Genomic DNA, 12,634 nt, shown 5'->3' on the forward strand with positions numbered 1-12,634 from the left:
CTTGCATTCAGCCGAGGTAAGCACCCGGCCTGCTTTTGAATCACCCGGGCGCGAAGCTGCGCCGAGACCGGTTTGCAAACGCCACCAAGGACAGCATTACCGGAACCTCGACCAGAACGCCCACGACCGTTGCCAGTGCGGCACCGCTTCCAAGTCCGAAAAGCCCGATAGCCACGGCCACGGCGAGTTCGAAGAAATTCGAAGTGCCGATCAGCGCACACGGGGCGGCTACCGCGTGCGGCACCTTCCACGCCTTGGCCCAGCCGTATGCGATCAGAAAAATCCCGTAGCTCTGAACAATGATCGGCGCGGCGATCAGCGCGATCAGCAGGGGCCGTGCCACGATCGTTTCAGCCTGGAAGCCGAAGAGCAACAGCACCGTCAGCAGAAGCCCGATGATCGACAGCGGCTTCATGCGTCCCGTAAATTCTGTGACCGCCGCTTCATCGCCGCCATGCGCCGCAAGCAAACGATGGCGGACGAAGGCTCCTCCCCCCAGTGGCACGACCACATAGAGGGCGACCGAGAGCAGCAAAGTCTCCCACGGCACCGCGATGTCGGTAACCCCGAGCAGCAGTGCGACGATCGGCGCGAAGGCCACGATCATGATCAGGTCGTTCGCTGCAACCTGGACCAGCGTATAGGCCGGATCGCCCTTGGTGAGCTGCGACCAGACGAAGACCATCGCCGTGCAGGGAGCAGCCCCCAGCAGAATGAGACCTGCGATATATTGCTGGGCATCGGCGGGGGCGATCAGGTCGGCAAAGACCACTTCGAAGAACAGCACGCCGAGCGCTGCCATGGTGAACGGCTTGATAAGCCAGTTGACTGTCAGGGTGATGATCAGGCCTTTCGGCTTGTCACCGATCCGGCGCACCGCACTGAAATCGACTGCGACCATCATCGGGAAGATCATCGCCCAGATGAGCACGGCAACGACGAGATTGACCGAGGCATATTCGAAAGCCGCGAGGGCGGCGAACGCATCCGGCGCGAGGTTGCCAAGACCAATCCCGCCGAGGATCGCCCCGCCAACCCAGACCGAGAGCCATTTCTCGAACAGGCCCAGTCCTGCCGCGCCGGCATCGATGTCGGAAGTGACTGTGGTCATTGATCGTCCGCCTCGTAGCCGATGGCCTGCAACTGGTCCCGCAAGGCGATTTGATCCAAGCTGGCGATAGGCAGCGCCAGCATCAGGTCGATGCGCCGCCTGAGCATCCGGAAAGCATCGAGGAAGGCCGCCGCCTTTTCCGCATCGCTTCCCTCGACCGCTGCCGGGTCGGGAATACCCCAATGCGTCGAGGTCGGACGCCCCGGCCAGACCGGGCAGCTCTCCGCCGCCGCATTGTCGCAAACGGTGAAGATCAGGTCGAACTCGGGGCCTTCGGCAAACTCCGTCCAGTTCTTGGAGGAATAGCCCTCGGCGGGATAACCCAGCGTCTCGAGCGTGTGAAATGCCCAGGGGTTGACCTCACCGGTGGGATTGCTCCCGGCACTGTAGGCTTTGAAGCGGCCTGCACCGTCATGGTTGAGGATTGCCTCGCCCAGGATCGAGCGTGCAGAATTGCCGGTGCACAGGAACAGCACGTTCAGCGGTCGGTCTGACATGGATGACCTCAACAGCAGGAATTCTTGGGGGACGCCATCTGCGGCGCGCAGCAGGCGCTCGATGCGGCGTTGGCGGAAGCGAGCTGGCCGAGGTCGGGACTGCCGCCATAGGTCGTGCTCTCGCCATCGGTCATGAAGGCTTCCCACACCACGCCGTCGGGATCGGCAATCCAGCTCTTTTCCGACTGCGCATAGCAGCACGTCGTCGCGCCTTCTTCGAGAACGGGACGGTCGGCAGCCTTCAGACGGCCGTAGACCTCTTCGAGTTCGGCCTTGTCCTCGACCTGCAAGCCGACATGCTCGACGCCCTTGGTCGCATCCTCGCGCATCGAGATAGCGAAGTTTATGCGGGGATCTTCAAGCATCCACTTGGCGTAGTCGCCCTTCACCACGGAAGGCCGGGCACCGAAAAGGCTTGAATAGAAGGCTACGGACCTATCGATGTCGGTTACGCCGACATGCACATGAAAACGTTTCATCGGGCGCTCTCTCTTTCGGGTATTGAAGCGAAGGCAGGGTCTTCCGAACACGACATGCCGCCACAGCAATTTTCGGTGAGATAGCCCATCAGGCCGCTCATCGCGGCATAGTCGGCCGAATAGATGATCGACCGGCTTTCGCGCCGCTGCGTGACCAGTCCTGCATTGGCGAGCTGCGCCAGGTGGAAGCTCATCGAGGATGCAGGGACGTCGAGTTTTTCAGCCAGCACCCCGGCAGCAACGCCCTGTTCGCCTGCCTGCACGAGCAATCGGAATGCTGCGAGGCGGTGCTCCTGCGCCAGCGCGGAAAGTGCGCGGATGACCCGATCGGCTTGCATCTTTTGCTCCAACAATTCGATAAATATCGAAATATGGAATTGCGGGGTGCCGGTCAAGGCTGCGTTGGCCTGCTTGCAATCGAAATTCCGAAACGGATCGACCAAGGTTCCCAGCCGCAGATGGTCCCGCCTTGCCGAGCGCATCAAGGCCTGCGGGAAGTGCTTTCATAACCGCGACCGGACATCATGCGCATGACGACCGGCTTCGCCGGAGAACTGTTGATCAACCATATCGGGGAAATGGTAGCGGAGGAGGGACTTGAACCCCCGACACGCGGATTATGATTCCGCTGCTCTAACCACCTGAGCTACTCCGCCCCAAAGAGGCATGCCGGGGCAATAGCCCGCTCGGCAGGCGGCGCGTTTAGGGCGGTCGGGGCATGCGGTCAACCGCGCAAATGCGTATTGTCCGTGATTTCTTCAGGCGGTCGCGTTCGGGGGCCTGCGGGGCGCCGTTTGCCGCCGATGGACAGCGCATCGAACAGGCCGGGCAGCGCGCTATTTCCGGGGTGCCGCCCGCACCTGACGCGTACCACCCGAGCGGCGTCGGTGCCGCCCCCCACGATCGTGCTCTGCCGCGGGGCCGTGCTGCGGCCCTACCCGCGATCCACGGGCACGCTTAGGGTGCGGCGGTGCCGCGAAAGGCGAAGTCCCGCACCCGCTCCCACGGGCCGCCGCGGTAGCGAAACAGTTCGAGGCCGCGAAAGGCGAACGGCGCCGGGGCGATCGTCCCCGCCAGCTGCGCCTGCAGCGCCTTCGCTTCCTTGCCCGTGACCTTGTTCTGGATGGTGACATGCAGGCGCGGACGCTGCTGGTCCTGCTGCGTCAGCAATCCGTGGAAGTGATCGGCAATGATGCCGCGCAGATCGAGCATGGCGGGCGCAGACAGCTTGATCGCGGTGCCCCGCCCCAGCGACATCAGCCCTTCGACCTGCCCCGGCACCGGCGCGAATTCCGCCGCCATGCGTTTGAGAACGCTGCAGGCTTCCGCCTCGCACATCGCCGGCAATGCGTGGAACAGCGTGACATGCGCTTCGAGATAATTGCGTTCGGGCGGGAAATGGGCAGTGCGCAGCGCGGTGAAACGCGCATGCAGATCGCGCGGGAGCTGCGCGGTGAGGATCAGCGGGGCGTCTTCCCCGCTCACATTTCCCCGCGCTGGCGGCGGATTTCGAACCACTTGGCGACGTTGCGGTTATGCTCTTCCAGCGTCTCCGCAAAGGCATGGCCACCGGTACCATCGGCAACCATGTAGCGCGCGCTCGTTTCCGCCGGGTCCAGCACCGCTGCGATCGCCTCACGCCCGGGATTGGTGATCGGACCCTTGGGCAGGCCGACCATCGTATAGGTGTTGTAATCGTTGATCGCGGCGATTTCGGACTGGCGGATGCGCCGGCCCAGCGGCTTGCCCTTGGTCAGCGGGTAGATGATGGTGGGATCGGCCTGCAGCAGCATGCCGTCCTTGACCCGGTTCGAATACAGGCCGGCGACCATCCTGCGCTCGCGTGCGACGCCGGTTTCCTTTTCCACGATCGAGGCGAGGATCACGGCCTCCTGGACGCTGTCGACCGCAATATCCTCCGCGCGTTTGGGCCAGGCCTCGGCGAGATAGTTCTGCATCGCCGCCTGCATCCGCGCGAGCACCGCGCTGCGCGCCTCGCCGCGTTCGAAATCATAGGTATCGGGCAGCACCGAGCCTTCGACCGGCACCGGGATTTCGCCAGTCAGGTGATCTTCCGCCATCAGCCGTTCGTGGACGAGGATCGACGGCAGGCCTTCGGGGATGGTGACGAAGCGACGGATCACCTCGCCATGCTGGAACGTGTCGAGGATCGCGGCGCTGCTGGCCCCGGCGGGAAGCAGGAATTCGCCGGCCAGGATCGGATCCGACGAGCCGAGGATCTTGGCGCGCAACAGGAATCCCTGCGGATCGGCGATCACGCCTTCCTCGGCCAGCTTCTCGGCGACCGAGGTCAGGCTCGCACCCGAGGGGACGATGAAATTCGTATCCTCCTCGATCTCGGCACTGCCCCACCATCCCGAGACGAACCAGATCGCCGCAACGGCAAGGACCAGCGAGAGGACGCCTGCGAGGAGGCACCCGGCCTTTTTCACGTCAATCGACCTTCTGGACGATCAGCGAGGCATTGGTGCCGCCGAATCCGAAGCTGTTGTTGAGCGCTGCGCGGACTTCGCGCTGCTTGGCCTGCTTGGGCACGAGATCGACGCCTTCGGTGCCTTCGTCCGGATTGTCGAGATTGAGCGTGGGCGGCACGATCTGGTCGCGGATCGCGAGGATGCAGAAAATCGCCTCGACCGCGCCGGCGCCGCCGAGCAGGTGACCGATTGCCGATTTGGTGCTGCTCATCGACGCGCCGCTGAGATCGTCGCCCAGCACGCGCTTGACCGCGCCGAGCTCGATCGTGTCGGCCATGGTCGACGTGCCATGCGCGTTGACGTAATCGATATCGCCGGGCGCGAGACCGGCCTTCTTCAACGCCATGCGCATCGCCAGTTCGGCACCCTTGCCCTCGGGATGCGGCGCGGTGACGTGATAGGCATCGCCCGACAGGCCGTAACCGGTGACTTCGGCGTAGATCGTCGCGCCGCGCGCCTTGGCGTGTTCGTATTCCTCGAGCACCACCACGCCCGCGCCTTCGCCCATGACGAAACCGTCGCGGTCCTTGTCATAGGGGCGGCTGGCCTCGGTCGGCCGGTCGTTCATGCTCATGTTGAGCGCGCGGGCCTGCGCGAAGCCGGCCACGCCCAGCGGATTGATAGTGCCTTCGGCCCCGCCCGCCAGCATGACGTCGGCATCGTCGAGCGCGATCATCCGCGCGGCATCGCCGATCGAATGCGCGCCGGTCGAACAGGCTGTCACCACCGCGTGATTGGGGCCCATCAGGCCGTATTTGATCGAGACTTGGCCCGAGATGAGATTGATCAGCCGCCCGTGGACGAAATGCGGCGACACGCGGCCGGGACCGCGTTCGTGCAGCACGATGCTTTCCTTCTCGATCCCCGGCAGACCGCCGATGCCCGAACCGATCGAAACGCCGGTGCGCAGTTTGAGCTCGTCATCCATGTCGACGAGACCGGCATCCTCGAGCGCCTGGCCCGCCGCGTCGATGCCATAGACGATGAACGGATCGACCTGCCGCTGGACCTTGTGATCGACGCGCTTGTCGGGATCGAAGCCGAATTCATGATCCTTGGGCTTCACCTCGCAGGCGATGGTGCATTTCTGCCCTTCGGTGTCGAAGCGCGTGATTTGCGCGGCTCCGCTCTTGCCCGCGATCAGGTTCTTCCAAGAAGTCTCCACGTCCCCGCCGAGGGGGGTGACGAGGCCAAGTCCGGTTACGACCACACGACGCATGTAATTCTCCGCAGATAAGACAACAGGCCCGGCCCGCTATGGGGTCGGGCCTGTCCGGTCCCGCATATAATGCGGGATTCGAAAAGCGCGAGCCTTAGCCCTTGTGCTCTTCGATATACTTGGTCGCGTCGCCGACGGTGGTGATCTTCTCGGCCGCATCGTCGGGGATTTCGACACCGAATTCCTCTTCGAAGGCCATGACCAGCTCGACGATGTCGAGGCTGTCCGCACCGAGATCGTCGATGAAGCTGGCTTCCTGGGTGACCTTGTCGGCCTCGACGCCGAGGTGCTCGACGACAATTTTCTGCACGCGGTCGGCAGTATCGCTCATTTGTATCCCTCTCGAATTTGGGGGTTTCTGAATTGCCAATCGCCCTAATCAACGGAGCGGCGCAGCGCAAGGGCAACTCGCCGTGTACCCCGGACCCAAACGCGTTGCGGTTGATTTCCCCTTCATAGCACACACTGCAAAAAGGGAAATAAAACAATGGCTAGCACCGTTTTCAAGAGCCTCACCGATACCACTTTCGATTCCGTCGAAGGCTATCGCCAGGCGGCCGAAACCGCCAACAATCCGCAGCTGACGCAGGCCCTGCAGCAGCGCGGCCAGGAGCGCGGCCAGACGCTGCAGCAGATGAATGCCGAACTGCAGCGCCAGGGTGAGGAACTGGTCACCAAGGGCACGCTGACCGGCGAAGCGCACCAGATGTGGCAGAGCGTCACTGCCGCCGTCGAAAACAACGACGAAGCGGCCGCAGAGCGCGTCGAGGAAGGCGAGGACTACATCAAGAACAAGTTCCAGCAGGCGCTCGAGAGCGACCAGCTCGAAGTGCAAGAGCGCGCGGTCGTCCAGCAGGCATATAGCGAGATCTGTGCCGGCGAACGTTTCGGCGACTTCGCCGCCAAGCAGTTCGACTGACATATTCCTGAATAACGAAAAAGGGCGCGGGATCCGGTCCCGCGCCCTTTTTCGTTCGCGCTGCGCGGCTTGTCGCCCTGCGCTTGCCGGTCAGTCGCCCGCGCGGTCGACGCGGGTCGCCTCTGCCCCCTGCGGCTTGGGTGCATCGACGGTCCGGATATGGACATCGCGCAGCTGGCGCGGACTGACGAGGCTGGGTGCACCCATCATCAGGTCCTGCGCCTTCTGGTTGAGCGGGAAGGCAATCACTTCGCGGATATTGGGTTCGTCCGCCAGCAGCATCACGATCCGGTCGATCCCCGGGGCCGAACCGCCATGCGGCGGGGCGCCGAGCTTGAACGCCTCGATCATGCCGCTGAAGTTCTCGTCGACATCGGCCTGGCTGTATCCGGCCAGTTCGAAAGCCTTGTACATGATGTCCGGGCGGTGGTTCCGGATCGCGCCCGAGGACAGCTCGTAGCCGTTGCAGACGATGTCGTACTGCCACGCGAGGATGTCGAGCGGGTCCTTGGTTTCCAGCGCTTCCATCTCGCCCTGCGGCATCGAGAAGGGGTTGTGGCTGAAATCGATTTTCTTCTGTTCTTCGTCATATTCGAACATCGGGAAATCGACGATCCAGCAGAACTTGAAGCAGCCTTCCTCGATCAGGCCGAGTTCCTCGGCCACGCGGGTACGCGCGGCGCCCGCCAGCTTGGCGGCGTCCTTTTCCTTGCCTGCGGCAAAGAACAGGCCGTCGTTCTCGCCCAGTCCCAGTTCGGCATAAAGCTTTTCCATGCCTTCGGTGCCGTGGTTCTTGGCGATCGGCCCGCCGAACTCGCCGCCCTTGCGGGTGACATAGCCGAGCCCGGCAAAACCTTCGCGGCGTGCCCAGTCGTTCATTTCGTCGAAGAACTTGCGGCTCTTCTCATGCGTGCTCGGTGCGGGGATCACCCGGACCCGGCCGCCGCCGCCCACGATCTTCTCGAACAGGCCGAAGCCGGAGGTTTCGAAGTGTTCGGTCACGTCCGAGATGATCAGCGGATTGCGCAGGTCGGGCTTGTCGCTGCCGTATTTGAGCATCGCTTCGGCATAGGGGATGCGCGGGAACTCGCCCGCGGGCGTGACGCTCTTGCCGCCCGAAAATTCCTCGAACACGCCGGCCAGCACGGGCTCGATCGTCTGGAAGACGTCTTCCTGCGTGACGAAGCTCATCTCGAAATCGAGCTGGTAGAATTCGGGGCTGCGGTCGGCGCGCAGGTCTTCGTCGCGGAAGCATGGCGCGATCTGGAAGTACCGGTCGAAGCCCGCCACCATCAACAGCTGCTTGAACATCTGCGGGGCCTGCGGAAGCGCATAGAAATGGCCGGGATGCAGGCGGCTGGGGACCAGATAGTCGCGCGCGCCTTCGGGGCTCGATGCGCCGAGGATCGGGGTCTGGAACTCGCTGAAGCCCTGCTCGATCATCCGGCGGCGCAGCGAGGTAATGACCCGGTTGCGCAGCATGATATTGGCGTGGACACGCTCGCGGCGCAGGTCGACGAAACGGTATTTGAGGCGCGTTTCCTCGGGATAGTCCTCTGCCGAATTGACGATCAGCGGCAGGTCGTCGGCACGGCTCTGGACATTGACCGAGCGCGCGAAGACCTCGATTTCGCCGGTCGGCAGGTTGGCGTTGACCGCAGCGCCGTCGCGGGCCTTTACCACGCCGTCGATGGTGACCACCGATTCCAGCTTCATCTTGTCGAGGATCGGCAGTGCCTCGCTGTCCTCGTCGGCTACGATCTGGGTGATGCCGTAATGGTCGCGCAGATCGACGAACAGCACGCCGCCATGGTCGCGCTTGTTGTGGACCCAACCCGACAGGCGAACGGTTTCGCCGACATTGTCCTTGGTCAGCTGGGCGCAGGTATGGGTGCGGTAGGCGTGCATGAAAAGCTCGATCTTTCTGCCGGAATCGGATGGGACCGCGCGCGCATCCGGGCGCGGCGCGAAAGCGCGCCCCTAACAGCCATCAAGGGCTGTTTTGTCAAGATTCGTCTGGTCTGGAAGGTCAGGCGATTCGCGCGCGCCGCAGCGCCCGCAGCGCGGCCGCACGCAGCCAGGGCCGCGCCCCCGGCGCCGGCAAGCGCACGCGGTAGCGGCCAAGCAGGCCGTTCAGGGCCCAAGCATCGTCCTGCATCAGGCTGCTGTGCGAGCGCCAGGTTACCGAGAGCGAGATCGACGGTTCGGCCCCGACCGTGACCGTGTGCGGGGCCTTGAAGGGAACGTGGAGCGCATCGCCCGGCGCAAGGTCGAAAGGCCAGCCCTGCGCTGCCAGTTCGGGCCGCCAGTCGAGCAGATTGTCGCCGCTGCGATGGAAGCGTTCATTGTCCGACCGGGACGGCAGGCCGCAGGATGGCGGCAGGATCGTGAACCGTTTGCGCCCGGAGATCTGGAACAGGATGTTGTATTCCGGATCGAAATGCAGCGGAGTGACAAGCCCCGGCGAACTGATGAACAGGAAGGCGGTGGGTTTGACGATCGCGCCGGTACGCGTTTCGACCACCGGCGCGACTGCCTGCAGGATATCGGCGACGAGCGGCGCGAAATCGGGCCATCTGTCCAGTTCGCGCAGCATGATCCAGCGCTTCGTGCCGGCGAGCCCATGCACCAGCGCCCGCAGATCCGCCGGGTGTTCGGGCAAAACGCGAAAGCGCTGCTGCGGCGTATCCTCGCGTATCTCGATCAGCGCGGGATCGGCTCCCGCGATGGTATCGGCCAGCCGCGCCCAGTCGAAGCACGGTTCGATGTCGAGCCTGTGCGAAAGCAGGTGCGCGGCTTCGGGATCGGCCCCCCACAGCGGCGCGCGGTCGAAGCCGGGCGTGGCTGCGACTGCATCGAAAGCATGCTGGAATTCCATGCGGGACATGGGGTGTACCATGGCACGCAAGCGTTAAGACCGCCTTGACCCGGCCCCGTGCAGGTCTAAAGCGGCGCGCATCGCGACGGTGCATAGCTGCATGGCCGCGATTGCAGGCAGCGCGCACAGCCCGCTAGCCTGCCCTTGCGGGATGACCCCGCGCATTCATGGGCCCCGGCCCGGGGGCGGTACTCCGCCCGACAGAAACGAAAAGATACGATGAAAATCCACGAACTTATAACCGAAACCGAACCGCTGGCGGAACTGTGCGAGCGGCTGGGCCAACACGAATTCGTGTGCGTCGACACCGAATTCATGCGCGAGAACACCTTCTGGCCCGAACTCTGCCTCGTGCAGATCGGCAATGGTGAAGAAGCCGCTGCGATCGACCCGCTCGCACCCGGGATCGACCTGGCCCCGCTGTGGGACCTGCTGTGCGACAATGATGACGTGCTCAAGGTCTTCCATGCAGGCGGACAGGACGTCGAGATCGTCTACAATTTCACCGGCAAGACGCCGCAGCCGATCTTCGACACGCAGATCGCGATGATGGCGATCAGCCAGTCCGAACAGATCGGCTATGCCAATCTGGTCGAAAGCTGGCTGGGACTGACGATCGACAAAGGTGCGCGCTTTACCGACTGGAGCCGCCGCCCGCTCACCGATCGGCAGATCGAATATGCGATCGGCGACGTGACGCATCTGGCGGACATCTTCCCGCGGATCCTCAAGAAGCTGATCAAGACCGGCCGCGGCGCATGGCTCGATGCCGAGATGGAGAAGCTGGCCGATCCGCAGAATTATGCCAACGATGCCGATCTCGCCTGGAAACGGATCCGATCGTCCGGCCGCAATCCCGCGGTTCTCGGCCGCCTGAAGGCGCTCGCCGCCTGGCGCGAGAGCGAAGCACAGCACAAGAACATCCCGCGCGGCCGGATCATGCGCGACGAAACGCTGGCCGATATCGCCAGCCATCCGCCCAAGCAGCAACCCGATCTCGTCAAGGTGCGCGGCTTGTCGAATGCGTGGAAAGACAACGATATCGGCAAGCGCCTGATGAAAGTGCTCGAAAAGGCCGAACCGCTGCCCAAGGATGAAATGCCCGACAAACCCAAACGCGGTGCGCCGCTCGGCAAGGAAGGCGCACTCGTCGCCGACCTGCTCAAGCTGCTGCTCAAGATCCGTGCCCGCGAGATCGACGTCGCCTCGCGGCTGCTGACCCGCGCCGACGAAATGGAAGCGCTGGCCGCAGGCGCGCGCGACCTGAGCATCCTCAAGGGCTGGCGCTACGACGTGTTCGGCAAGGACGCGCTCGAACTGGTCGAAGGCCGCCTCGCCTTCGCCGTCAAGGACGGGCGGCTGCTGATGACCCATGTCGATGAACTGCACGCCGGCATGGTCGAAGCCCAGGCCGCCGAATAGCAGCCGGGCAGGAACCGAACCGCCATGTCGACCTATCTCCCCACCATCAAGCAGCTGCAGTATCTCGTGGCGCTGCACGAACACGGCCATTTCGGCCGCGCTGCCGAGGCGAGCTTCGTTTCGCAATCCACCCTATCGGCAGGCATCCGCGAGCTCGAATCGCTGCTCGGCGTGACCTTGGTCGAACGCAGCCGCCGCGTGGTGCGGTTCACACCGCTCGGCAATACGGTGGTCGAGAAAGCGCACCGCCTGCTGCGCGAGGCGGAAGAGCTGTCCGACCTCGTCCTCGCCGCCGGCAAGCCGCTGTCGGGCGAGCTGCGGATGAGCGTCATACCGACGATCGCGCCCTTCCTGCTGCCGCGGATCCTGCCCCGCCTGCGCGAGGAACGCCCCCAGCTGAAGCTGTTCCTGCGCGAGGAGACCACCGATCACGCGCTGGAATCGCTGCATCACGGCCGCGCCGACTGCGTGCTGATGGCGCTGCCCTTCGCCACCGGCGATGTCGCCAAGGCGACGATCCGCGAAGATGCGCTGTATGTCGCTTTTCCCAAAGACGATCCGCGCGATCCGCCCGCCGTCATTCCCGCCAGCATGATCGACCAGGGGCGGCTGCTGCTGCTCGAGGACGGGCATTGCCTCAAGGAACATGCGCTGGCGGCCTGCAACCGGCCCGAATTGCGCGCCAGCGCGACAATGATCGGGACCAGCCTGCACACGATGGTCCAGATGGTCGACAATGGCCTCGGCCTGACGATGCTGCCCGAAATGGCGATCGAAGCGGGCATCCTGCACGGCACCGATGTCGTGGCGCGCCCGCTGAAGGGTGACAACACCAGCCGCGAGATCGCGCTGATCTGGCGCACGAATTCGCCGCGCGAAGAGGAATTCAAGCTGCTGGCGGAAGAGCTGCGCGCGGGCTAATTTCGGCTGAGGCGCTGATGCCGAGCCGGCGCAAAGGCCTTCTCGCGCGCGTCAGTCCATGTGCTTGAGGCCGACGCGCAGATAATCCCAGCCGGTAATGACCGTCAGGATCGCCGCGCCCCACAGCGTCACCAGGCCGACCAGATGCGGGATATTGTGCAGCACCCCGCCCGCTGCGAAGTTCCATCCGGGCAGGCCCTGGCCGAGGATGAGTGAGCCCAGCGAGACCATCTGCAGCGTGGTCTTCCACTTGGCGAGCTTGCTCACCGGCACCGAGACCTGCAGCGGCCCGAGAAATTCGCGCAGGCCCGACACGGCGATTTCGCGCATCAATATGACCAGCCCGGCAACCACATGCATGTCGCCGACATAGGGTCCGCGCAGCACGCCTTGCGCCGCCAGCACCAGGATGACCGCCGCCACCATGATCTTGTCCGCGATTGGATCGAGAAAAATGCCGAGCTTGGACACCGTGCCGCTGGTCCGCGCGAGATAGCCGTCGAAATAGTCGGTGATCCCCATCAGGCAGTAGAGCCCGAAGGCGAGCAGGTAGCCCGCCGCCCAGCCCGGCCACCAGAGGAAATAGGCCAGCAGCGGAATCGCGAAAATGCGCGACAACGTCAGGATGTTGGGCAGCGTCAGCATGATGCCCGACTGCCTAGCGATATTCGGCCCATCGCAAAAGCCGCTCAA

At 63.9% G+C, this 12,634-nt stretch carries 14 protein-coding genes and 1 tRNA gene; 3 read left to right on the forward strand and 12 right to left on the reverse strand.

Features of this window, described 5'->3' with window-relative positions; genetic code table 11:
* Positions 1 to 40: 40 nt before the first annotated feature.
* From arsB to GRI55_RS10275, 9 genes are all read right to left on the reverse strand, one after another.
* Positions 41 to 1,111: an ACR3 family arsenite efflux transporter gene (arsB, locus tag GRI55_RS10235; protein ID WP_160767107.1), complete on the reverse strand. Its 1,071-nt coding sequence runs from the start codon at positions 1,109 to 1,111 to the stop codon at positions 41 to 43.
* Positions 1,108 to 1,608 carry an arsenate reductase ArsC gene (locus GRI55_RS10240; protein WP_160767108.1) on the reverse strand — a complete coding sequence of 167 codons (501 nt, stop codon included), beginning with the start codon at positions 1,606 to 1,608 and terminating at the stop codon, positions 1,108 to 1,110. Before GRI55_RS10240 ends, arsB begins: the two co-directional genes overlap by 4 nt.
* 8 nt (positions 1,609 to 1,616) lie before the next feature.
* A complete protein-coding gene (locus tag GRI55_RS10245; protein WP_160767109.1) occupies positions 1,617 to 2,087 on the reverse strand; it encodes an ArsI/CadI family heavy metal resistance metalloenzyme in 471 nt (156 codons plus the stop codon).
* On the reverse strand, positions 2,084 to 2,425 hold the full coding sequence (locus GRI55_RS10250) for an ArsR/SmtB family transcription factor (RefSeq protein ID WP_160767110.1): 342 nt from the start codon (positions 2,423 to 2,425) through the stop codon (positions 2,084 to 2,086). The genes GRI55_RS10245 and GRI55_RS10250 overlap by 4 nt, the downstream gene beginning before the upstream one ends.
* Before the next feature lie 241 nt (positions 2,426 to 2,666).
* Positions 2,667 to 2,743, reverse strand: a tRNA-Met gene (locus GRI55_RS10255).
* A 301-nt stretch (positions 2,744 to 3,044) separates the two neighbouring features.
* Positions 3,045 to 3,572, reverse strand: coding sequence for a 2'-5' RNA ligase family protein (locus GRI55_RS10260; RefSeq protein ID WP_050599982.1), 528 nt, complete (start codon positions 3,570 to 3,572; stop codon positions 3,045 to 3,047).
* The gene (gene mltG / locus GRI55_RS10265) at positions 3,569 to 4,540 is read right to left on the reverse strand and encodes an endolytic transglycosylase MltG (RefSeq protein ID WP_160767111.1); all 972 of its coding nucleotides are present in this window, start codon (positions 4,538 to 4,540) and stop codon (positions 3,569 to 3,571) included. Before mltG ends, GRI55_RS10260 begins: the two co-directional genes overlap by 4 nt.
* A gap of 1 nt (position 4,541) precedes the next feature.
* Positions 4,542 to 5,801, reverse strand: a complete 1,260-nt coding sequence (gene fabF, locus GRI55_RS10270; protein WP_063506692.1) for a beta-ketoacyl-ACP synthase II — start codon at positions 5,799 to 5,801, stop codon at positions 4,542 to 4,544.
* A gap of 94 nt (positions 5,802 to 5,895) precedes the next feature.
* A complete protein-coding gene (locus tag GRI55_RS10275; RefSeq protein ID WP_006834437.1) occupies positions 5,896 to 6,132 on the reverse strand; it encodes an acyl carrier protein in 237 nt (78 codons plus the stop codon).
* 156 nt (positions 6,133 to 6,288) lie between these two features.
* On the opposite strand from GRI55_RS10275, the gene GRI55_RS10280 reads away from it, so the two are divergent.
* Positions 6,289 to 6,720, forward strand: coding sequence for a ferritin-like domain-containing protein (locus tag GRI55_RS10280; RefSeq protein ID WP_160767112.1), 432 nt, complete (start codon positions 6,289 to 6,291; stop codon positions 6,718 to 6,720).
* Positions 6,721 to 6,810: 90 nt separating this feature from the next.
* Here the strand turns inward: GRI55_RS10280 and aspS are convergent, their stop codons facing one another.
* Both aspS and GRI55_RS10290 read right to left on the reverse strand, forming a co-directional pair.
* On the reverse strand, positions 6,811 to 8,628 hold the full coding sequence (gene aspS / locus GRI55_RS10285) for an aspartate--tRNA ligase (protein WP_160767113.1): 1,818 nt from the start codon (positions 8,626 to 8,628) through the stop codon (positions 6,811 to 6,813).
* 121 nt (positions 8,629 to 8,749) lie between these two features.
* Entirely contained in the window at positions 8,750 to 9,607 is an 858-nt protein-coding gene (locus tag GRI55_RS10290) for a cupin-like domain-containing protein (RefSeq protein ID WP_160767114.1), read from the reverse strand.
* 210 nt (positions 9,608 to 9,817) lie between these two features.
* On the opposite strand from GRI55_RS10290, the gene rnd reads away from it, so the two are divergent.
* Together rnd and GRI55_RS10300 are read left to right on the forward strand one after the other, a co-directional pair.
* Positions 9,818 to 11,020, forward strand: coding sequence for a ribonuclease D (gene rnd, locus GRI55_RS10295; protein ID WP_050599988.1), 1,203 nt, complete (start codon positions 9,818 to 9,820; stop codon positions 11,018 to 11,020).
* Positions 11,021 to 11,044: 24 nt separating this feature from the next.
* Positions 11,045 to 11,941, forward strand: a complete 897-nt coding sequence (locus tag GRI55_RS10300; RefSeq protein ID WP_050599989.1) for a hydrogen peroxide-inducible genes activator — start codon at positions 11,045 to 11,047, stop codon at positions 11,939 to 11,941.
* A 51-nt stretch (positions 11,942 to 11,992) separates the two neighbouring features.
* Here GRI55_RS10300 and pgsA read toward each other — a convergent pair whose 3' ends face one another.
* Positions 11,993 to 12,586 (reverse strand): CDP-diacylglycerol--glycerol-3-phosphate 3-phosphatidyltransferase, encoded by a 594-nt coding sequence (gene pgsA, locus GRI55_RS10305; protein WP_050599990.1) that lies wholly within the window; start codon positions 12,584 to 12,586, stop codon positions 11,993 to 11,995.
* Between the last annotated feature and the right edge of the window lie 48 nt (positions 12,587 to 12,634).

Origin of the sequence: Qipengyuania citrea (assembly GCF_009828015.1) — a bacterium.
Lineage (GTDB): Bacteria > Pseudomonadota > Alphaproteobacteria > Sphingomonadales > Sphingomonadaceae > Qipengyuania > Qipengyuania citrea.